Below are 22,125 nucleotides of genomic sequence, written 5' to 3'. Positions count from 1 at the left end.
AGTCGTCATTTGACGACTAGCGATAATTTTTTAGTTTCAAGCTTTCGCTATTCACTCGGTTTTTGCTTGGTAAAATCATTTATACTTACTTATCTAGTTTTCAATGTACAAGTTTATTAAAATGGCAAGCCTTCGCATTCTGCTTCATTTCTCTCTTCACTTGCTCAGTTACGCTTAGTAATCTTCGCTGCGCTCATCAAGAAATTCATAGACTGACAAATGCTTTCATTTTAATTTTTATTTTGTTGAATCCTCAAATATGAGCATTCAAAACTGAATACAATATGTCACGTTAATCCGCTTATCACCTAAAGGCGATATTCCGTATATTATCCTTAGAAAGGAGGTGATCCAGCCGCACCTTCCGATACGGCTACCTTGTTACGACTTCACCCCAATCATTTGTCCCACCTTCGACGGCTAGCTCCAAATGGTTACTCCACCGGCTTCGGGTGTTACAAACTCTCGTGGTGTGACGGGCGGTGTGTACAAGACCCGGGAACGTATTCACCGTAGCATGCTGATCTACGATTACTAGCGATTCCAGCTTCATGTAGTCGAGTTGCAGACTACAATCCGAACTGAGAACATCTTTATGGGATTTGCTTGACCTCGCGGTTTCGCTGCCCTTTGTAATGTCCATTGTAGCACGTGTGTAGCCCAAATCATAAGGGGCATGATGATTTGACGTCATCCCCACCTTCCTCCGGTTTGTCACCGGCAGTCAACTTAGAGTGCCCAACTTAATGATGGCAACTAAGCTCAAGGGTTGCGCTCGTTGCGGGACTTAACCCAACATCTCACGACACGAGCTGACGACAACCATGCACCACCTGTCACTTTGTCCTCCGAAGAGGAAAACACTATCTCTAGTGTGGTCAAAGGATGTCAAGATTTGGTAAGGTTCTTCGCGTTGCTTCGAATTAAACCACATGCTCCACCGCTTGTGCGGGTCCCCGTCAATTCCTTTGAGTTTCAGTCTTGCGACCGTACTCCCCAGGCGGAGTGCTTAATGCGTTAGCTGCAGCACTAAGGGGCGGAACCCCCCTAACACTTAGCACTCATCGTTTACGGCGTGGACTACCAGGGTATCTAATCCTGTTTGATCCCCACGCTTTCGCACATCAGCGTCAGTTGCAGACCAGAAAGCCGCCTTCGCCACTGGTGTTCCTCCATATCTCTGCGCATTTCACCGCTACACATGGAATTCCACTTTCCTCTTCTGCACTCAAGTTTTCCAGTTTCCAATGACCCTCCACGGTTGAGCCGTGGGCTTTCACATCAGACTTAAAAAACCGCCTACGCGCGCTTTACGCCCAATAATTCCGGATAACGCTTGCCACCTACGTATTACCGCGGCTGCTGGCACGTAGTTAGCCGTGGCTTTCTGATTAGGTACCGTCAAGACGTGCACAGTTACTTACACGTTTGTTCTTCCCTAATAACAGAGCTTTACGATCCGAAGACCTTCATCACTCACGCGGCGTTGCTCCGTCAGGCTTTCGCCCATTGCGGAAGATTCCCTACTGCTGCCTCCCGTAGGAGTCTGGACCGTGTCTCAGTTCCAGTGTGGCCGATCACCCTCTCAGGTCGGCTACGTATCGTCGCCTTGGTAAGCCGTTACCTTACCAACTAGCTAATACGGCGCGGGTCCATCTATAAGTGACAGCAAGACCGTCTTTCACTATTGAACCATGCGGTTCAATATGTTATCCGGCATTAGCTCCGGTTTCCCGAAGTTATTCCAGTCTTATAGGTAGGTTACCCACGTGTTACTCACCCGTCCGCCGCTAACGTCAGAGGTGCAAGCACCTCGTCTGTTCGCTCGACTTGCATGTATTAGGCACGCCGCCAGCGTTCATCCTGAGCCAGGATCAAACTCTCCATAAAAGAAGTAAGCTTGATTAGCTCGTTTTGATTGTTTAAGTCAATCACTCTTGAAAGTACTACTCTGAGTACTCAAATTATCGGAATTAACGTTGACATATTGTCATTCAGTTTTCAATGTTCATGTATAATAAATAATGGTGGAGACTAGCGGGATCGAACCGCTGACCTCCTGCGTGCAAAGCAGGCGCTCTCCCAGCTGAGCTAAGCCCCCATATATATTTAAGAAGTCGGGAAGACAGGATTTGAACCTGCGACCCCTTGGTCCCAAACCAAGTGCTCTACCAAGCTGAGCTACTTCCCGTTATTAAAATGGCGCGCCCGATAGGAGTCGAACCCATAACCTCTTGATCCGTAGTCAAACGCTCTATCCAATTGAGCTACGGGCGCTTATTGTACTACTAGATGGTGCCGAGGACCGGAATCGAACCGGTACGGTAATCACTTACCGCAGGATTTTAAGTCCTGTGCGTCTGCCAGTTCCGCCACCCCGGCAAAATAATGGAGCAGAAGACGGGATTCGAACCCGCGACCCCAACCTTGGCAAGGTTGTATTCTACCGCTGAACTACTTCTGCTTTATAAAAACTGATATGATGAGCCATAGAGGATTCGAACCTCTGACCCTCTGATTAAAAGTCAGATGCTCTACCAACTGAGCTAATGGCTCAAAGAATGGTGCCGGCCAGAGGACTTGAACCCCCAACCTACTGATTACAAGTCAGTTGCTCTACCAATTGAGCTAGGCCGGCAAAAATGGTGGAGAATGACGGGTTCGAACCGCCGACCCTCTGCTTGTAAGGCAGATGCTCTCCCATCTGAGCTAATTCTCCATTATGTAACAGACCGGCAATGTCCTACTCTAGCGGAACGTCAGTTCAACTACCATCGGCGCTAAAGAGCTTAACTTCTGTGTTCGACATGGGAACAGGTGTGACCTCTTTGCCATTATCACCAGACAATTTAATTGTGTAGTGCGTGATGACTACTTTATTAATGATACTAGCTTTGCAATAACTTTTCAACAGTTAATTTTACACTTTATTGATGTTTTTCGCAAATGTTTTGTTTCTTTTGTCGGTTGATTTCAGCGACTTTTATATAATAAACAATCCAATAATAAAAGTCAACACTTTATATAATGTTTTTATTAATTTCTTTATCCAATAAAGAGTTTCTTTGTAATAGGATCTCTTCGTATTGATTCACTTAAAAGAAGAAACAGCAAACGCAAGTATTCGCACTGCATCTGCTGTTCAATTCTATTCATTATTATTTTTGACGCATGTATGGGAAAAGTAATACATCTCGGATTGAAGGCGCATCTGTTAATAACATAACAAGACGGTCAATACCAATACCGAGTCCACCTGTTGGCGGCATACCGTATTCTAAAGCTTCGATAAAGTCATCATCCATTTCGTGTGCTTCATCGTTACCTTGTTCTTTTTCTACAAGTTGTGCTTCAAATCGTTCACGTTGATCGATTGGGTCATTAAGCTCTGTGAATGCATTCGCATGTTCACGTCCTACGATAAATAACTCAAATCGGTCTGTAAAACGTGGATCTTCTGGATTCTTTTTCGCTAATGGTGAGATTTCAATTGGGTGACCATAGATAAATGTTGGTTGAATAAGTGTTTCTTCCACTTTTTGTTCAAAGAATTCATTTAAGATATGACCATATTTCATGTGCTTGTCTACTTCAATGCCATGTTCTTTCGCTACTTGATGCGCTTCTTCGTCTGATGAGATATCAAAGAAGTTTACACCTGTTGCTTCTCTAACTGCATCTACCATATGTAGACGACGCCATTGTGGTTCTAAGTCAATCGTTTCTCCAGCATATTGGATTGACGTTGTACCTAATACTTGGCGTGCGATATGTGCAACCATTTCTTCTGTAAGAGACATGATGTCTTTATAATCTGCATATGCTTCATATAATTCAATCATTGTGAACTCTGGGTTATGACGTGTAGAAACACCTTCATTACGGAATACACGACCGATTTCATACACTTTTTCAAGTCCACCAACGATCAAGCGTTTCAAATGTAGCTCAATCGCAATACGCATGTAGAGTGTTGCGTCTAATGCATTGTGATGTGTAACGAATGGACGTGCAGCCGCACCACCAGCGATTTGGTGCATCATTGGTGTTTCAACTTCTAGAAATCCTTTACTATTTAAGTAGTTACGCATTTCTTGAACGATACGACTACGGTTGATAAATGTTTGTGTTGATTCTTCATTTGTAATCAAGTCTAAATAACGTTGACGATAACGTTGTTCAATATCTTGAAGGCCGTGATGTTTATCTGGTAATGGACGTAATGCTTTAGACAAAAGTTTGAATGATTTCGCCTTAACTGACAATTCGCCTGTATTTGTTTTAAACATTACACCTTCAATACCTACGATGTCACCTAAGTCTGCTGATTTCCAGATATCAAATGCTTCGTCACCAACTTGGTCTTTTCTCACATAAATTTGTAACTGTCCTGTTAAATCTTTAATATGTGCAAAGCCCGCCTTACCTTTACCACGTTTTGTCATAATACGACCTGCAATAACTGCGCGGCTTTCATCTTCTTTTTCTGCGAGTTCTTCTTTAGAATATTGATCCCAATCTGCTTTTAAGCTTTCTGCTGAGCCTGTGCGTTCAAACTTCTCACCGAATGGGTCAATTCCTAAGTCACGTAATTCTTGTAATTTTTGACGACGCACCTGCATCTGATCATTCATTTCTTCTGTCATTCTTACCTCTCCTTTTTCTTCTTATACTTCTACTTTTTGTTGTGAGTTCATTTCATCTCGAAAATTCGTAAGTATCTCAATCATTTCCACTTCCGTCTCGGCTTGGTTCAAAGCTTTACGTGCCTTTCCGTTACCACGCACTCCTTTGAGGTACCATGATGCATGTTTACGCATTTCCATAACGCCTACTTTTTCACCTTTTAATTCTACTAGACGGCGCAAATGTAATAAAGCAATATCAACTTTTTCATCGATTTTTGGTTCTTCAATGAGTTCACCTGTTTCAAGATAATGAACTGTTCGGTAAATCATCCACGGGTTGCCGAGTGCTTCACGACCGATCATTACAGCGTCTACACCTGTTTCATCGAGCATTTTTTTTGCAAGCTCTGGACTTGTGACATCACCGTTACCGATGACTGGGATCGACACCGCTTCTTTCACTTGGCGAATGATATCCCAATCCGCTTCGCCTTCATACATTTGTACACGTGTTCTACCATGAATTGAAATGGCCGCTGCACCTGCCCTTTCGGCTGCTTTTGCATTTTCAACAGCGAAGATATGATCTTCATCCCAACCAATACGCATTTTGCATGTTACAGGCTTGCTGACACGTTCTGTTACAGCTGAAACCATTTCATATATTTTGTTCGGGTCTAGCAACCAACGTGCACCCGCCTCGCATTTAATGATCTTAGACACTGGACATCCCATATTGATATCAATAATGTCTGCAGTTGTATGTTTATCCACATATTCTGCTGCTTCAACAAGCGTTTCTTTTTCTCCACCAAAAATTTGGAGTGAAAGGGGACGTTCGTTTTCATCTATATATAACATTTTCATCGTCTTAGGGTTGTTAAACAAAATAGCTTTGTCACTCACCATCTCGGCGCATACAAGCCCTGCCCCAAACTCCTTCACCGTAAGACGAAAAGCCGCATTACATACGCCTGCCATCGGGGCAAGAACGACTCTGTTCTCTATTTCAACATCTCCAATTTTCCACATAAATATGGATTCCTCCATTCATTCCATTCTATCTATTCAACGTGCGATTATTAGCCGTAGCGTATAACCGTTTCGTCAGGCTTCACGAGTGTGCGAATTGCCTTCCCTGATCTCGGTTCAATCACATCTGGTGCAATATCATTAAGCGGAATCATTACAAAAGCACGTTCTGTCATTCTAGGATGCGGGACTGTCACGCGTTCTGTTTCAATCACATCCTGCCCATACAAAAGTACATCAATATCAATTGTACGCGGCCCCCAACGTACATCACGCACACGATGAAGTGCCGCTTCAACTTCAAGTCCTACGTCTAGTAGTTCTGTCGCTGACAATGTCGTTTGCACATGCACGCACACATTGAGAAAGTCTGGTTGCTCTACATAACCAACTGGCTTTGTTTCGTACATCGGCGATACGGCAACAACGGCAATCTGCGCATGTTGATCCAATCGGGCAATTGCTTCGTTTATCTGCATTTCACGGTCCCCGATATTCCCACCGAGTCCTAGATACGCGTCTATCATTTATTTCATCCTTACTATCTCAATCCCAACACCTTGGTAATGACCTGGTATGGGCGGATTTTTCTTAGTGATTCTTACTTTCGTTTCCATTACACGATTATAGTGTGAATTTATACGCTTTGCAATACGTTCCGCAAGATGTTCTAACAAATTAACTGGGTCACTCTCCATGATTGCTTTCACATCTTCATAAACCTCACCATAATGCACCGTATCTTCTACACGGTCTGAATGCCCTGCCTCTTCAAGGTCCACTTTCATTTCAATATCGACTGTAAAAATTTGACCGATATCATTTTCAGCGGGTAATGCCCCGTGATAGGCATAAAACTCCAATCCTTGTAAAAATATTTTATCGTTCATCTTCATAACCTCTCAAACTATCCATCGCTGTTGCTAAACGTGCGTTCATCAATACATTATGCACTCTTACACCATGTACACCTTTCATAATGCCATAGGCTGTTGTTGCCGCAGTGCCTTCATCACGTGCATCAACCGGACTGTCGCCACCGAGAATCTCGTTGATAAATCTTTTACGACTTGTCGCTAACAATACTTTAAACCCTGTCGCAACAAGTGCATCGAGTTGTGCCATCACTGCGCGTTCTTCTTCACGTGTTTTAGCAAAACCAATACCGGGATCGAGCCAAATTTTTTCTTTCGGGATACCTGCCAGTACAGCCTTGTTCGCTTGTTTCAATAACGTCACGAGCATTTCATCCATCACTGGTTCATCACGTTGACCGTCACCATTGTGCATCAAAATAATCTCAGCATCATGTGCAGCAACCACCTTGAAAATATCTGGATCATAAAGTCCTGCCCACTGATCGTTAATCATTGTCGCTCCCGCTTGAAGTGCTGCTTCCGCTACTTCACTGCGATATGTGTCCACAGACAATGCCGCTGATATATCTTTCAACGCTTCAACAACAGGGACGACACGTTTTCTTTCTTCTTCAACTGATATCTCTTCAAAGCCCGGACGTGTTGAAATCCCTCCAACATCAATAATGTGTGCACCATCATGAATCATTTGCTCAGCGTGCGCTACTGCCTTGTTAACATCATTATATTGACCGCCATCAGAAAATGAATCTGGAGTGACGTTTAAAATACCCATAATCTGTGTTTCACGCATTAAAAAACTTCCCTTCATCGTTATCACGAAAACGTCATTTAATTCAATGGCTTTATTATAACAAAATTTGACGAATACAACTGATTTGTAAGCTTAACAAAATACGATATATCTACAAAAAACAAAAAATCCCGTTAATGACATGTTGTCGCATTAACGGGATAAAAGTATTCATTAGTCAAAGTTGTAAAGTGGTGTAGAAAGGTAACGTTCACCGTTACTTGGTAAAACAGTTACAACTGTCTTGCCTTTACCAAGTTCTTTTGCTTTTTGGATTGCTGCATGAATTGCCGCACCTGAAGAAATACCACCTAAGATACCTTCTTCTTTTGCAACACGTCGTGATGTTTCCATCGCTACCTCGTTACCTACTTTGATAACTTCTTCATAAATGTCAGTGTTCAATGTACCTGGTACAAAGCCAGCACCTAAACCTTGTAGTTTGTGTGGTCCTGGTTCTCCACCGCTCAATACTGGTGAATCTTCTGGTTCAATCGCAACGATTTGAATATCTGGGTATTTCTCTTTCAAGACTTTACCGACACCAGATAATGTACCACCTGTACCAACTCCTGCTAAAAAGGCATCAATTGTTTTTCCTTCGAATTGTTCAACAAGTTCTGGACCTGTTGTTAACTCATGTACACGTGGGTTTGCAAGGTTTTCAAATTGTTGTGGTTCGAAATAACCGTGTTCTTCTTTTAATTCTTTTGCCTTCTTGATTGCACCTTTCATCGCTTCTGATCCAGGTGTTAAAACAAGTTCTGCACCGTAAGCTTTTAATAAGTTGCGACGCTCTTGGCTCATTGTTTCAGGCATTGTGAAAACTGCTTTGTAACCTTTTGCAGCACATACGAACGCAAGACCGATACCAGTGTTACCGCTTGTTGGTTCAACAATCGTATCACCCGGTTTAATTTTACCTTCTTTTTCGGCTTGCTCAATCATTGCTAATGCGATACGGTCTTTTACCGAACCACCCGGGTTTTGGTATTCTAACTTCACATAAATGTCTGCTGCATCTTCACCTGCTTGATGGCGTAACTTCACAACAGGTGTTTGACCAATAATTTGCGTAATGTTTTCTACGGGTTTTCTTACCATAATCGACAACCTCACTTTTAATATATAATTTACTCGAATGCTTAGTTAATATATCGGATATAAACAGTGTATCATTGTTCAGACAATTTCAAAAGTAAAATCTTACATCTCACACAAAAATTTCACATTATTTCATCGATACAAGCAATTCTTCTAAGTCAGCTTCAGAATAATGGTATTTCGTACGACAGAAGTGACATTCCGCTTCTGCACCATGATCTTCACGAATCATGCTTTCAATTTCCGCTTCTCCCAATCCTTTAATTGCTGTTAAAAATTTATCGTGCCCACAGTTACATTCAAATTCAACTGGTAACGTTTCTAGAAATTCAACGTTATCCGCGCCTAAAATTTCTTGTAACATACTCTCTGGCGTGTGACCTTGGTCGATTAATTTTGAAACAGGCGTCATGTTGTTAATTGCTGCTTCTAACTTAGCAATTGTTTCTTCTTTGGCACCTGGCATCACTTGGATAATGAAACCACCTGCCGCCTTAATCGTATTATCTGGATTCACAAGTACGCCGACACCTACTGATGATGGCACTTGTTCACTGTTGGCAAAATAATAAGTAAAGTCTTCACCGAGTTCTCCAGAAATAATTGGGCTATTACCCGTATAGTAATCACGTAAACCTACATCTTTGACAACATTGATATAACCTTCTGTTCCTACTGCACGTCGCACATCTAACTTCCCTTGTTCATTCAATGAGAAGTGTGTTTGTGGATTTGTCACATAACCTCGCACTTTCCCTTGTGCATTCGCATCTGCAACAATTTTACCAATCGGACCGTCGCCATTGACTGTCACTGTTAATTTTTGTTCACCTTTGAGCATCGCACCCATCATTACTGTCGCTGTCATTGTACGACCTAGCGCTGCTGATGCTGTCGGCCATGTATAATGATGTGTTTGTGCTTCCTGAATCGCATCGGTCGTTTTCGCACTATATGCACGAACTTCCCCACCATATGCGAGTGCTTTTACAATATAATCTTGCGTCATGTTCTATTATCTCCTTTTTTATATGATACCTATACGATACGCATGTCAACGTACTTCTTTCATTTCACGTGAATATCACCATCGCAAAAAGACGTAGACTTCGTCCAAATCTGATCATCATATTTTCTCTATGTTGCATTATCATACTCGCGTCATCACATAAGTACAACTGAAATGACTTACCCAACTATTTCAAGCTACTTTCTCATAAAAAAGACTTCCCCAATAGCTGGAATCACTCCATCTATGAGAAAGTCTTATACGCCAAATCAATTATTGACGTGGTGGTGTTTGATCATCACCCGGTTTATCTATCTCCGGTGCTTGATCGTAAGCTGTTGTATCTTCATCGTCTGATGCCGCTTCATCACGATCTGATGTACTTGTATGTGCACGGTTCGTCATTTCTTCTTGTTCACGACGAATCTCTTCGTATGACTTACCATACTTTCCTTCGTTGAATGCGTCATCTTCAGAACGATCAACAACTTTTGCATCATCATAGTTCACTTCAGGCAGATGCCCTTCATGGAATAATGATTGAATTTGTTCAGCAACTAACGTCTCTTCTGTTAATAATGTCTCAGCAATTAAACGCAATTGCGATTCGTGTTCTAATAAGATTTGTTTACTACGCTCATACTGTTCTTTGATGATGCGCTGTACTTCTTTGTCAATCTCATATGCAATTTGTCCTGAGTACTCAGGTTCACCTGACATATCTTTACCTAAGAAGACTTGACCGCCACCATGCGAGAACTGTAAAGGTCCAAGCTTTTTACTCATACCATATTGCGTCACCATTTCACGTGCAATTTGCGTCGCACGTTCAAAGTCATTTGAAGCACCCGTAGATACCTCATTGAAGATAATATCTTCTGCAACGCGGCCACCTAATAGACCACTAATTTTGTCTAATAACTCTGGCTCCGTCATTAAGAAACGATCTTGTTTTGGTAACATCATCGCATAACCACCTGCTTGACCACGTGGTACAATTGTTACTTTATGCACGACTTCTGCTTCATCGAGCACCATACCAATCACAGTATGACCCGCTTCGTGGTGTGCCACAATGTTACGTTCTTTCTCAGAAATAACACGTGATTTCTTCGCCGGACCTGCGATAACACGGTCTGTTGCTTCTTCGATATCACGCATATCAATTTTCTTCTTACCACTACGTGCCGCAATTAACGATGCTTCGTTCAACAAGTTCTCTAGGTCTGCACCTGAGAAGCCTGGTGTACGTTGAGCGATTGCTTTAAGATCAACCGTCTCATCTAACGGTTTATTTTTCGCATGTACATGTAGTACCGCTTCACGACCTTTAACATCCGGACGACCGACTTGGATTTGACGGTCAAAACGACCTGGACGTAAAAGCGCTGGGTCTAGAATATCAGGACGGTTCGTTGCAGCGATCATGATGATGTTTTCATTCTCACCGAAACCATCCATCTCTACTAACAATTGGTTCAATGTTTGCTCACGTTCATCATGTCCGCCACCAACACCTGCGCCACGTTGACGACCCACTGCATCGATCTCATCGATAAAGATAATACATGGTGCATTCTTCTTGGCGTTTTCGAACAAGTCACGCACACGACTCGCACCGACACCAACGAACATCTCAACGAAGTCTGAACCACTGATTGAGAAGAATGGTACGCCTGCTTCACCTGCGACAGCACGTGCAAGCAATGTTTTACCAGTTCCCGGTGGTCCGACTAAGAGGACACCTTTCGGGATACGTGATCCCATTTCTTTGAATCGTTTGTTGTCTTTTAAGAAGTCAACAATTTCTACTAATTCTTGTTTCTCTTCATCCGCACCTGCTACGTCTGAGAAACGTACGCGACCTTTTTGACTATCGTACATTTTTGCTTTGGATTTACCAAAGTTCATCATACGACCGCCACCACCGCCGCCTCCTTGTACTTGACTCATAAAGAACAGGAAGAGTAGTGCGATCACTAAGACAGGGATTAATGTTGAAATGATGCTTACAAAAACACTCTGTCCTTCTTCTTCTTTAACTGTGAATTCTAATCCTTTTTGGTTCTGAGCTGTATCAGTGATTTTATCGAGCTCTTTATCATTATTAAATAATACCGTTGACGCAAAGTCATCGTTATTTTTCAACTTACCGCTCACTTTATACACATTATTCTCTGGTTGAATCTCTAATGACTTAAGGTCACCCTTCTCCAACTTTTGCATAAATTGATTATAGGTAAGTTCTTTTGGAATGTTCCCATTGCCATTCACCCATGAGAATAAACCAAAGATGACGACGCCTATCAGTGCTATAAAAAGCACATTACGAAAAGCTTTCTGCATGCGACGTTTCCTCCTACTCCAAATATAAAGCTAACAAAAATTTTACCATAATCTCAAGACATGTTGCTAGTAATTGCGCTTGCTATCAATGGTATATAACAAAAGACAGATTCCCACGGTTTTCCACATCATTTTCGAAGCTTCGTACGGGCCATCTGTCTCTCGTCATACGACTATCCCTGTGTATAAATTTCAGGTTTTAACGTACCGATGTACGGTAAGTTACGATATTCTTCTTTGTAGTCCAAACCATAGCCTACAACAAACTCGTCTGGAATAACTTTTCCAACATATTTGGCTTGAATATCTGCTTTGCGACGATTCGGTTTATCTAACAATGTCACAATTTCTAATGAGTTAACGCGACGTGATTGCAACAACTCTGTAATCGACTTCAATGTCGTACCTGTTTCAAGAATATCTTCAATAATCAACACATCTTTATTTTCAATCGATGATCCCAAGTCTTTCAAGATTTGTACTTCACCTGTTGATTCCATACCACCGTGATAACTTGACACGTCCATAAAATCAATCGCAAGTGGTGTATCAATACGCTTAATCAAGTCTGTCATGAACAGAATAGACCCTTTTAAAATACCGATACAGAATAAGTTTTTACCTTTGTAATCTTCTGTTAGCACACGCCCAAGTTTCTCACAAATTTCTTGGATTTCCTCTTCTGTTAATAAAATTTCTTTTAAATCATTTCTCATTTATGTCATCTCCCAAATATTGAATGTGAATGTATTGTTCGTATGTCCTGTGATGATAACACGTCCCAACTGCTAAGATATTACCGTCAACCGTACTGATTACCGGCATATGTGAACGCTGTGCTTGTGGGACTTTGTGGTCAATCATCAAACGTGTTACTTTTTTATGTTGGCCGTTCGCAAGCGTGATACGATCGCCTGTCTGTCGCGTTCGAATATGTAGCCTTTCATGTGAGCGAAAGACATACTCTGCAATTTCGATACGATACGCTCCGAATCGATAAACACCTGCCGTTGTGACAACTTGTTGTGTCGGTATCATTTCCATCAATGCAGGCGCTATGATTAATTTATCATACACGATATCGACATGCCATTTGTTTGTATGCATGAGCGCACTTTGTGCCACATCACTGCAAATTTTGACAAACCAATCTTGGTATGTACGCTCACTTACTGTCACAACTGGCTCGAAATATGCCAATATAATGTCCAAGACTTTCATTTTAACATGTGTCGACAATTGATTGAATGCCTTTCTTGGTATGTGCCATTGTTTTCCGTTTTTTTGAATCACTTCTTGCTCAATGAATTGCTGTGCGCGTTGTGTAAAAAGCATCAACGCTTCCGCGTGAACATCCATCAACTTAAGTAATTGTTGCCCTTGTAACTGTGGATTTTGTTCAATATCAGGCAGCAGACGATTGCGAATATCGTTGCGTACATACGCATTACTAGCATTGCTTTCATCTTCAAAGTAAGGTACTGCGTACTGTTGCTGATACGTACGAATTTGCGCCTTGGCCGTAGTCAGCAGTGGACGAATGAGATGGTAGGTACCCCGTTCTTCACAAGTTTGAATGCCTAACGGTCCACGGTCAACACGTCCTGTAAAGATACGATAAAAGATGGTCTCTAGTTGATCGTCTTGATGATGCGCAGTAAGTAAACAGTCTGCTTGGAGATTGTGCATCATTTCATCAAACCAAGCATAACGCAAGCGTCGAGCTTCGTTTTGAATACTTCGCCCTGCTTCAGCAACGTCTGTAAGATCTAAGTGGTGGATATGCAATGGAATCTTTCGTTCCTGACAGTACGCTTGCAAAAATTGTGCTTCATTATCAGATGCCTCACGCAAACCATGATGCACATGCAAACAAGTGAGTTGATGATATGTATCAGCGTATTGCGTCAATAATTGATGTAACAACACCATACTATCTATTCCAGTCGACACAGCTACTACGATATGGTCAGTTGTTCGCCAGAATGGTTTCATTACATAGACACTCCTTCATCTGCTTCGTATCTTCCACGCTTTATTTTAACAGTGAAAAAGAGGTTGAGATTCAAAGTTCCCTTCGTTTCTCAACCCCTAGATTGTGATGACTTATCGACGTGAACCTCGGCCACCACGTCTTGACTCTGCTTGACGTTTTACAGAATTAAGTTTATCTTCACTATCTTTTAAGAAGTTTGATAGTTTTTTCTCAAAGTCTTCCGGTTTTTGTGCTGGTTTTTGTCGACGTGGACGTTCTTTTGCTTTTTTGATAGATAAGCTAATCTTACCATCATCTGCAATAGAAAGTACTTTTACTTCAACTTCATCGCCTAATGACAGATGATCTTCCACGTTCTCAACGTAATTATCAGCCACTTCACTGATATGCACAAGCCCGCTCTTTCCTTCTGGCAACTCCACAAATGCACCAAATTTTTTGATACCAGTGACTTTACCTTTGACTTTACTTCCTACTTCGATTGCCATTGTTATAATGAATCCTCCCGAGTTCGATATTTAACTCTATTATACGGTTGTTTGACTATTTACACAACGACAAAAACCGATTTAATCCTTTTCTTTAATATTTTTATAACGAGGTTGTGAGAGAAGCGTTTAGAATTCGAGTAGAACCCGAACATTGATCAAAATTGATCCTCAAATTTTGTAGAGCTGTGAAGTTCTACCGAGAATTCTGCTTCTCGAACACTGACATAACGAGGTTGTGAGAGATGAGGGACTGACGCTCATATATTTACACAAAAAGACATTATACTGATTTCTAATTCAGTAAATGCCTTTTTATGTGCTTTATTCTTGTTTTTTATTTTTCTGATCTTCAGGGAGTTTGAAGATGACTTCACCATCATTGCTCAAGTAATACTCATCTCGTGCAATTTTTTCGATATATTCTTCATCGTTCAGGTTGTTCAACCGTTCTTTTAATTCAATCTCTTCGTCTTGTATTTTCTGGTATTCTTCTTCCTTCGCTTGCCGCTCTTGAGAGGCTTGTTGATTGTTGTGCATTTGCACCCCGACCATGATTAGCAAGACGAGAATTATTGCAAAGAGTCCACCACCAAATACGAGCATTCGCTTCTTAACGACTTTTTTTAATCGTGCATGACGCTGACGTTTCGCATTTTCTTCAGATGTGTATTGGTTGCCAATCCCTTGCACTTTCTTACTCATGTGGTCTCACCTCTCTCAACGTCAATTACTGTAATCGTTCTTCTTTAACAAGCTCGTACATCCCTTTAGCATTTTCTTTCGTCGCATGTTCATTCAATGCTGTCACTTTAATCGTTACCACTTTTTGACCAAATCGAATGACGAGCTCATCATCTACTTTTACAGTCGTGCCCGCCTTAGCTGTTTGACCGTTTACCGCAACACGTCCCTGATCACTTAATTCTTTCGCAAGTGTACGACGTTTGATGAGCCGCGATACCTTTAAATATTTATCAAGTCTCATGGCTACCTCCTTGTGCCAAATATTGGTCTAATGTTTCTTCCGTAAAGTCCTTATTTTTGACTTCATCATACAGTTTTAAGAAATGACGTGCAAATACTTTCTCAAACTTTACACGTGTTTTTTTACCTTCTGCTGCCTTTTCTGTTTGCCAGATTGACATCACATCTTCTACATCATCTGCCTGTGCCCCGTTAAACACATGAGGATGACGACGAATCATTTTATCTGATAAGCTTGCGACAACTTCTCGAATATCCATATAACCCGACTTCTGACCGATATGTGCATGGAGTAACACTTGAAGTAAGATATCCCCCAGCTCCTCTATCATATGCCAATCATCTTCATTATCAATTGCTTCAAACAATTCAAATGTTTCTTCCAATAAATAACGTTTTAACGTATCATGCGTTTGTACTTTATCCCACGGACATCCCGTCTCATCATCAACAAGTTGTGCAATGACTTGATTGGCAAAGTCGAAATCTCCATACAATGCCACTTCATCTGTTACGGCTGGTATAAAGACGCTCGTCAAATTTGTAAAAATCGCTTGGTGGTCCAGTTCATATAACGGAACTTGCGTCACTGTCGCACCCGATTGATTTGCACCATCAACAATATACACTTCAAAGTCATCTGGATAACGTTCCATCAAACTGAGTTTCAACTCACCCGCAACCATATCGCTATACACTTGCGTCAAGATTGTCGCTGTTCTTGGATTCAATGCAGTGATGTCCAATGCCGTTGCATCAAGCATTGTAAAGCCATCATTCGGATCTACATTAACTGCTGCAAAAATGTCGTCAATAAAACTTCGTCCACCTTTCACTACAACATGAACGTCATAGTCAGCTGCACGTGTCAATAGTAACTGTGTCGTCGTTTCTGCAACACGTGGATGTCCCGGTACCGCATAAACAATATCTTCATGTTGCGCACGTTCCAATAATTGCGTCGTAATCGCTTCATAAACGGGTTCAAATGTGTCATATTGCTCATAGACTTCATCAAATGATTGAATGTCCATTTCCGGTAGTTCTTGAATTACCGGATGATCTGATGTTCTTACATACAACTGCTTCTGTTGTGTGATCAAACGATAAATCCCCATCGGCAACTCATCTAATCCATAGTTACCGAGACCAATGATTATTAATTGATGTGTCATCCTTTTCTTCCCTTCTTCCAATGATACATTTTATCTCCAAACGGTAAATGCGACCATTCTTCTTCGTCTAAAATATTCAGGCGCACGAGCATCCAACCAATCGTTAAGACGCCCACGAGTGTTGCGATAAGTAGTTCGAATAAGCTGCCAAACCGTGATGTAACGGGTATCAGCCATTGGCAGAGTTGGACGCTCGCCGTCATCACAAGCAGCGCAAGGACTAACTTGCTGTAAAACTTTCGCAATCGCTTAAGTTGATAACACTGTACGACACCTTCATGTAATATGATAACTGCGATGACAAGCGATAATACCGTCGCAAGACTCGCACCTAACATTTCAAAATATGTGATAAGCAAAATGTTGAGAAGCAGCTTACTCACTAGCCCCGCAACAACAGCTCCGATAATCAAACGGTAATAACCATAAATCTCCAACAATGCCATATACATCATCATCATTGAAACGCAGATGACCGTCAACATGTATACGGTCAATGTCGCTGTCAAAGCATTACTCTCGAAAAAGACACGGTTCAAATTAGGCAACAAGTTCATCAAGCCGATACCACTCGCACTACTTATCACAATCGTAATCTTCAATGAAGCATTCGCATAACTGTTCATCTCATCAATTGCACCACGTCGTTTCGTATCCGTCAGTAACGGCACAAGTACAAAACAAAAAGTCGTCGTAACAATGAGTCCCATTTGGATGAAAGAAGCCCCACGGTCGTAAATACCTTTTTGTACGATCGCATCTTGGAATACAAAACCTGCCCCTGAACGCAACATATTCACAATCGTAAAGCTATCCACCACTTGCCATAATATGACGATTAAGTGACTTACCGCAAAAATGGCGATCGCAATAAAAAATTGTCGGAATGAGATGCTGTTAATTCGTTCATGCTCAAACGACTCCATATCACTGCGCCACCACAAGTACAGCGTAGACATAACAAAGCCTGCTGTCGATGCATAAATCGCCCAAGTTCCTGCGGTATAAATGGACAGACCATGGCGAATGAAATAGACGATAACTATACCAATAATGCCAACTCGTATTAATTGTTCAATAACTTGCGAGTAGGCAGGATAGACCATCTGATGTTGTGCTTGAAAGTGTCCACGTAATAGACCTAAAAAGCCAACGACTAAAAAACTAATACTTGCCGCCTGCAACATCGGTGTTAATTGTGGATCTCCCATCCATTGTGCTACTTGTCTCGAACCGACATACAGCATGCTCCAACAAACCACGCCAATCATTTCAATCGTCATAACTAAGCGACGAAATGTAGGACGGCTCGGTTGCCGACCGTCTAAAACTTGTGTGAAGGCGCTCGGGATTGCATTGCTTGATAGAACAACGCCTAATGCAACGATTGGATATATTTGTTGATACGCATATAACCCTTCATCGCCCAATACGTTCTGATACGGTACACGGTACAGCGCACTAAGCACTTTCACCGCAATGAGTGCAATCGTTAAAACAACGACACCATTAAATGCCGCTTTCGATTTCATCTTCTAACCTCAAACTTTCTGCTAGAATTTTTGCTAGAAATTTTAGTGATTCAAGCCATTGATTCCCTTTCTTCAATGTCACTTTCATACACCCATCTTTCACGCCGAGTGTCATGCTGCGCCCAAGCGGCTCAGATTGTCGGAATAATTCCTCACCGTTAATACGATTGGTCCCGGCTTGTGTCAGCAAGACTTCGATCGCTTTTCCAGTGTCCTTCACATGTTGCACACCTACCTGCAATAAGTATGTTTTAATTTCTACGGAATCTAACAAATGTGACACTTCTGTTGGGTATTCATTAAAGCGATCTAGCAATTCATCTTTAATATCCATCAATTGTGTGTGCGTCTCTGTGGCACGCAGCTTTTTGTAAATTTCAATTTTAGCTTGTTCATTTTGAATGTATGATGCCGGTAAATAAGCATCTAATCGCAAGTCCATTTCAAGTTCTGGTGCTTGTGTTTCGACCTTGACACCACGCTTCTCATTAACCGCTTCTTCTAGCATTTGTGCATAGAGATCATAACCAACAGAATCAATGAAACCGTGCTGTTGCTTTCCTAATAAATTCCCAGCACCACGAATATTTAAGTCACGCATTGCAATTTTAAAGCCACTGCCGAGCTCTGTAAACTCTTTGATTGCTTGTAGACGATCTTCCGCTGTTTCTGTTAACACTTTATTTTGTGGATGCAAGAAGTAAGCATAGCCGATACGACTTGAACGCCCGACACGGCCTCGCAATTGATACAACTGACTTAAACCAAAGCGATCTGCTTCTTCAATAATCAATGTGTTTGCATTTGGTACATCGACACCCGTTTCAATAATTGTTGTTGTGAGAAGGATATCGTATTCACCGTTGATAAAGTTAAGCATCGTTTCTTCAAGATCTCGTTCTGTCAGCTGTCCGTGTGCCACACCAATTTCAGCTTCTGGCATGAGCATGCGTAACTGTTCTCGCTTTTCATAGATAGATTGGACTTTGTTGTACAAGTAGAATGCTTGCCCTTCTCGAGATAATTCACGCTCCAACGCCTCTTTAACGAAGTTCGCATTTTGTTCGAGCACATATGTCTGAACAGGGAATCGGTTCTCGGGTGGTGTTTCAATCACTGACAAATCACGGACACCTAACATACTCATATGCAACGTTCTCGGTATCGGTGTTGCTGTCAACGTTAGGACATCCACGTTTGCTTTGAGTGCTTTAATTTTCTCTTTGTGACGCACTCCAAAACGCTGTTCTTCATCGACAATTAGCAAGCCTAAGTCTTTGTATTCAATCGTCTTGCCTAATAACTTGTGTGTTCCAACAACAATATCGACAAAACCAGATTTCAAACCTTCTTTTGTCGCTTTGATTTCTTTGGCTGTACGGAATCGACTCATCAACTGAATCTCTACTGGGAAGTCACGCATTCGTTCAATCAGCGTTTCATAGTGTTGTTGCGCTAAAATAGTCGTTGGTACAAGGAATGCTACTTGTTTACCTGACATAACCGCTTTAAATGCGGCACGGACAGCAACTTCCGTCTTACCATAACCCACATCACCACAAAGTAGACGATCCATTGGACGTGCACTTTCCATATCCGCCTTGATTTCACGTATCGACTTGTCTTGATCTTCCGTCAGCTCATATGGAAAGTCCATTTCAAAGGCATGTTGCTCTTCTGTATCAGGCGCAAACTGGTAGCCGACAGATTGCTCACGCTCTTTGTATAACGCAATCAACTCATCTGCAATATCTTCAACATTGCTTTGTACTCTCGCTTTCGTTTTCTTCCACTCACTGCCACCTAACTTGTAAAGCTTCGGCGTTTTATCTTCCGAACCGACGTATTTTTGAACTTGATCCATCTGGTCAACAGGGACAAACAATTGATCCGTCCCTTTATATTGTATTTTCATGTAATCACGATGCACATCGCCAACTTCGAGTGTTTCAACACCGAGATAACGCCCCACACCGTGATGGACATGAACAACGTAATCTCCTACATTCAATTCTTGATATGACTTAATCTTCTCGGCATTCGTCAATGTTTTACGACGTTTTTTGGACGTTTTCTTCTGTCTTGACTTGAACAATTCTCGCTCCGTGATGACGACGAGAGACATGTATGGTAGTTCAAAGCCTTCTGACAAGCTGCCTTCAACAATCGCCGCATGTCCTGGCAACATCGCTTCAATATCTGGCTCTAATAAGGTCGGTACATGCATCTCACTCAACATTGCTTGAATGCGCTCTTTTTTCGTTTCCGTCTCCGCAACAACTACAATGCGATAATCTTGGCGCATAAATCGCTGAAGTTCAGACGTCATAATATCGTACTGACCATAATATTGTTGGACTGGTTTACATGAAAACTTAAAAATCTCATCTAACTTCACAGGCATCGATGACGTAAACAATGTGAAATACGTAACCTGTCGCTGACGGATCAGTGTTTCAAAAGCATCATCATCCATAAAGCGCTGACCGAGAAAACCTTTCCCACTTTCCACAAGGTTTTGTAAAAAATCTGTCGTTTCGGCGGTCAATGTATCTTCAGTTTCTTTTACTCGTTGGTATTCATCAACGAGCACAACCGCATTGTCTTTAAAATAATCCATAAGCGTTTCAGACTTATCATACATAAACGCAATCAGTCGTCTTAAAACTTGTGGATCGAATCGTTCTTCATCAGTAATATGGAAGGCATCATATGTGTCTTTCAAATCTTGACGTACTGATTTTTCGATTTTTGGTCGTGTTTGTTCATACGCAGCCGTTAACTGTTGCACCGTATGTTCTCGCACTGCTTCCGTCATAATAAAATCATGTGCTGTTGTAATTTCAATTGTATCGATATTTTCCAGCGAGCGTTGTGTCTCAACATCGAATAAGCGCATCGAGTCTACTTCTGTGTCAAACAGTTCAATACGCACAGGTTCTCCAAGTAACGGATAAATATCGATAATACCACCGCGTACGGAAAAGTCACCAATATTCGTTACAACAGATTCTCGACGATATCCCATACTCACAAGTTTTGTTAGAAAAGACTCAAGATCTAAGTCATCACCAATATTCAAAACCATCTGATGAGATTGCCATAACGCTTTCGGTGTGAGTAGCTTCTTCAAGCCATTCAACGGGACGACAAATAACCCGCGACGTTCATGTGCGAGTGCCGTCAACGTACGGACACGCTCACTCATAAACTCTGGGCTTTGTGTTGAAAATTCTTCTGTCATCATATCTTGTACTGGATATTTGTATAACTCATCATCTGGTACAAATTGTAGTAAGTCTGCTTCTAACTTGTCCGCTTGATACAAGTTGTTTGTCACTAATAAAACTTGTTCGTGACCCGACTGATAGACTTCCGCAATCATCGCTGCTTTAGCTGAAGGTGTTAAGCCTGTAACCAATACATTGCGATTACCAATATGTTCCGTTAAATTTTGAAACTGTGTATCTCTATGAATGATTTCGTTGATGATTGGTTTCAATGAATTTCACCGTTATATTGTGTCATGACGTTCTCAAACGTTTCACCATCAATAAATGCTTCAACTGCTTTCGCAACATGTTCAATGACAGGTTGCATCGTTTTCATTTCCGCATCCGAAAACTTTTGCAAGACATAATCCGGAACAGACATGCCATTAGTCGGGCGGTCAATACCGATGCGAATGCGTTTAAAATCACTCGTTCCTATATGTGCAATAATCGACTTCATCCCATTGTGTCCACCTGCACTCCCTTTTTGTCTCAAACGTACTTGACCTTGTGCCAAATCAAGATCATCATACAGTACCAACAAATCTTCAATTTCAACATTGTAATAATCCATTAATGAGCCGACCGCTTCACCGGACAGATTCATTAAAGTTAGGGGCTCGATTAGCATTACCTTCTCCCCATTTATACGGGCGACTGTATATGCACCTCGAAACTTTTGTTTATCCAATGTTATTTGATGTTGATCCAACAAATAGTCAATGACTTCAAAACCAATATTGTGTCTTGTGCGCTCATAGCGTTTGCCAATATTTCCTAAACCCACAATACATTTCATCACATGTTCCTCCGTTACTTTTATTACACGTACATTTTGTGTTATTAATCTATGGTTATTTTATAAATAATGACCGGAAAGGAGGA

Annotated in this window: 17 protein-coding genes, 8 tRNA genes and 2 rRNA genes; all 27 read right to left on the bottom strand. The window is 41.6% G+C overall.

Features of this window, described 5'->3' with window-relative positions:
* Positions 1–339 precede the first annotated feature (339 nt).
* The 27 genes from MUA51_RS01130 to pth all read right to left on the bottom strand — a co-directional run bounded on the left by MUA51_RS01130 (position 340) and on the right by pth (position 22,039).
* Positions 340–1,890 (bottom strand): 16S ribosomal RNA (locus tag MUA51_RS01130).
* 135 nt (positions 1,891–2,025) lie between these two features.
* A tRNA-Ala gene (locus MUA51_RS01125) sits at positions 2,026–2,101 on the bottom strand.
* 16 nt (positions 2,102–2,117) lie between these two features.
* Positions 2,118–2,191, bottom strand: a tRNA-Pro gene (locus MUA51_RS01120).
* Between the two features lie 9 nt (positions 2,192–2,200).
* Positions 2,201–2,277, bottom strand: a tRNA-Arg gene (locus MUA51_RS01115).
* A 16-nt stretch (positions 2,278–2,293) separates the two neighbouring features.
* A tRNA-Leu gene (locus tag MUA51_RS01110) sits at positions 2,294–2,382 on the bottom strand.
* A 7-nt stretch (positions 2,383–2,389) separates the two neighbouring features.
* A tRNA-Gly gene (locus tag MUA51_RS01105) sits at positions 2,390–2,464 on the bottom strand.
* Between the two features lie 19 nt (positions 2,465–2,483).
* Positions 2,484–2,556: transfer RNA gene (locus tag MUA51_RS01100), tRNA-Lys, on the bottom strand.
* A 6-nt stretch (positions 2,557–2,562) separates the two neighbouring features.
* A tRNA-Thr gene (locus MUA51_RS01095) sits at positions 2,563–2,638 on the bottom strand.
* Between the two features lie 5 nt (positions 2,639–2,643).
* Positions 2,644–2,719, bottom strand: a tRNA-Val gene (locus tag MUA51_RS01090).
* A gap of 11 nt (positions 2,720–2,730) precedes the next feature.
* Positions 2,731–2,845: ribosomal RNA gene (gene rrf, locus MUA51_RS01085) — 5S ribosomal RNA — on the bottom strand.
* A gap of 313 nt (positions 2,846–3,158) precedes the next feature.
* Positions 3,159–4,646, bottom strand: a complete 1,488-nt coding sequence (gene lysS, locus MUA51_RS01080) for a lysine--tRNA ligase (protein WP_262560067.1) — start codon at positions 4,644–4,646, stop codon at positions 3,159–3,161.
* 21 nt (positions 4,647–4,667) lie between these two features.
* Positions 4,668–5,660, bottom strand: a complete 993-nt coding sequence (dusB, locus tag MUA51_RS01075; RefSeq protein WP_262560066.1) for a tRNA dihydrouridine synthase DusB — start codon at positions 5,658–5,660, stop codon at positions 4,668–4,670.
* A 50-nt stretch (positions 5,661–5,710) separates the two neighbouring features.
* Positions 5,711–6,187 carry a 2-amino-4-hydroxy-6-hydroxymethyldihydropteridine diphosphokinase gene (folK, locus tag MUA51_RS01070; RefSeq protein ID WP_262560065.1) on the bottom strand — a complete coding sequence of 159 codons (477 nt, stop codon included), beginning with the start codon at positions 6,185–6,187 and terminating at the stop codon, positions 5,711–5,713.
* The gene (folB, locus tag MUA51_RS01065; protein ID WP_262560064.1) at positions 6,188–6,550 is read right to left on the bottom strand and encodes a dihydroneopterin aldolase; all 363 of its coding nucleotides are present in this window, start codon (positions 6,548–6,550) and stop codon (positions 6,188–6,190) included.
* Complete coding sequence (folP, locus tag MUA51_RS01060; RefSeq protein ID WP_262560063.1) at positions 6,540–7,331, bottom strand: dihydropteroate synthase; 792 nt, start codon at positions 7,329–7,331, stop codon at positions 6,540–6,542. The genes folB and folP overlap by 11 nt, the downstream gene beginning before the upstream one ends.
* A gap of 174 nt (positions 7,332–7,505) precedes the next feature.
* Entirely contained in the window at positions 7,506–8,435 is a 930-nt protein-coding gene (gene cysK / locus MUA51_RS01055) for a cysteine synthase A (protein ID WP_262560062.1), read from the bottom strand.
* A 127-nt stretch (positions 8,436–8,562) separates the two neighbouring features.
* Complete coding sequence (gene hslO / locus MUA51_RS01050) at positions 8,563–9,444, bottom strand: Hsp33 family molecular chaperone HslO (protein WP_262560061.1); 882 nt, start codon at positions 9,442–9,444, stop codon at positions 8,563–8,565.
* Positions 9,445–9,717: 273 nt separating this feature from the next.
* Complete coding sequence (ftsH, locus tag MUA51_RS01045) at positions 9,718–11,790, bottom strand: ATP-dependent zinc metalloprotease FtsH (RefSeq protein ID WP_262560060.1); 2,073 nt, start codon at positions 11,788–11,790, stop codon at positions 9,718–9,720.
* 173 nt (positions 11,791–11,963) lie between these two features.
* Entirely contained in the window at positions 11,964–12,506 is a 543-nt protein-coding gene (gene hpt, locus MUA51_RS01040) for a hypoxanthine phosphoribosyltransferase (RefSeq protein WP_095115160.1), read from the bottom strand.
* Positions 12,496–13,785: a tRNA lysidine(34) synthetase TilS gene (tilS, locus tag MUA51_RS01035; protein WP_262560058.1), complete on the bottom strand. Its 1,290-nt coding sequence runs from the start codon at positions 13,783–13,785 to the stop codon at positions 12,496–12,498. The genes hpt and tilS overlap by 11 nt, the downstream gene beginning before the upstream one ends.
* 111 nt (positions 13,786–13,896) lie before the next feature.
* The gene (locus MUA51_RS01030) at positions 13,897–14,274 is read right to left on the bottom strand and encodes a S1 domain-containing RNA-binding protein (RefSeq protein ID WP_095115156.1); all 378 of its coding nucleotides are present in this window, start codon (positions 14,272–14,274) and stop codon (positions 13,897–13,899) included.
* A 324-nt stretch (positions 14,275–14,598) separates the two neighbouring features.
* Positions 14,599–14,979, bottom strand: coding sequence for an FtsB family cell division protein (locus MUA51_RS01025; RefSeq protein WP_095115154.1), 381 nt, complete (start codon positions 14,977–14,979; stop codon positions 14,599–14,601).
* A gap of 25 nt (positions 14,980–15,004) precedes the next feature.
* Positions 15,005–15,262 carry an RNA-binding S4 domain-containing protein gene (locus MUA51_RS01020; RefSeq protein ID WP_095115152.1) on the bottom strand — a complete coding sequence of 86 codons (258 nt, stop codon included), beginning with the start codon at positions 15,260–15,262 and terminating at the stop codon, positions 15,005–15,007.
* Complete coding sequence (locus MUA51_RS01015) at positions 15,252–16,436, bottom strand: MazG nucleotide pyrophosphohydrolase domain-containing protein (protein WP_262560057.1); 1,185 nt, start codon at positions 16,434–16,436, stop codon at positions 15,252–15,254. The genes MUA51_RS01020 and MUA51_RS01015 overlap by 11 nt, the downstream gene beginning before the upstream one ends.
* A complete protein-coding gene (locus MUA51_RS01010) occupies positions 16,433–17,968 on the bottom strand; it encodes a polysaccharide biosynthesis protein (protein ID WP_262560056.1) in 1,536 nt (511 codons plus the stop codon). Before MUA51_RS01010 ends, MUA51_RS01015 begins: the two co-directional genes overlap by 4 nt.
* Positions 17,946–21,470: a transcription-repair coupling factor gene (gene mfd / locus MUA51_RS01005; RefSeq protein WP_262560055.1), complete on the bottom strand. Its 3,525-nt coding sequence runs from the start codon at positions 21,468–21,470 to the stop codon at positions 17,946–17,948. The genes MUA51_RS01010 and mfd overlap by 23 nt, the downstream gene beginning before the upstream one ends.
* Positions 21,467–22,039, bottom strand: a complete 573-nt coding sequence (gene pth / locus MUA51_RS01000; RefSeq protein ID WP_262560054.1) for an aminoacyl-tRNA hydrolase — start codon at positions 22,037–22,039, stop codon at positions 21,467–21,469. The genes mfd and pth overlap by 4 nt, the downstream gene beginning before the upstream one ends.
* Positions 22,040–22,125 lie beyond the last annotated feature (86 nt).

The sequence above is a fragment of the Staphylococcus sp. IVB6214 genome, assembly GCF_025558585.1.
Taxonomy (GTDB): Bacteria; Bacillota; Bacilli; order Staphylococcales; family Staphylococcaceae; genus Staphylococcus.
This window is presented reverse-complemented; position numbering and strand designations above follow the sequence as displayed.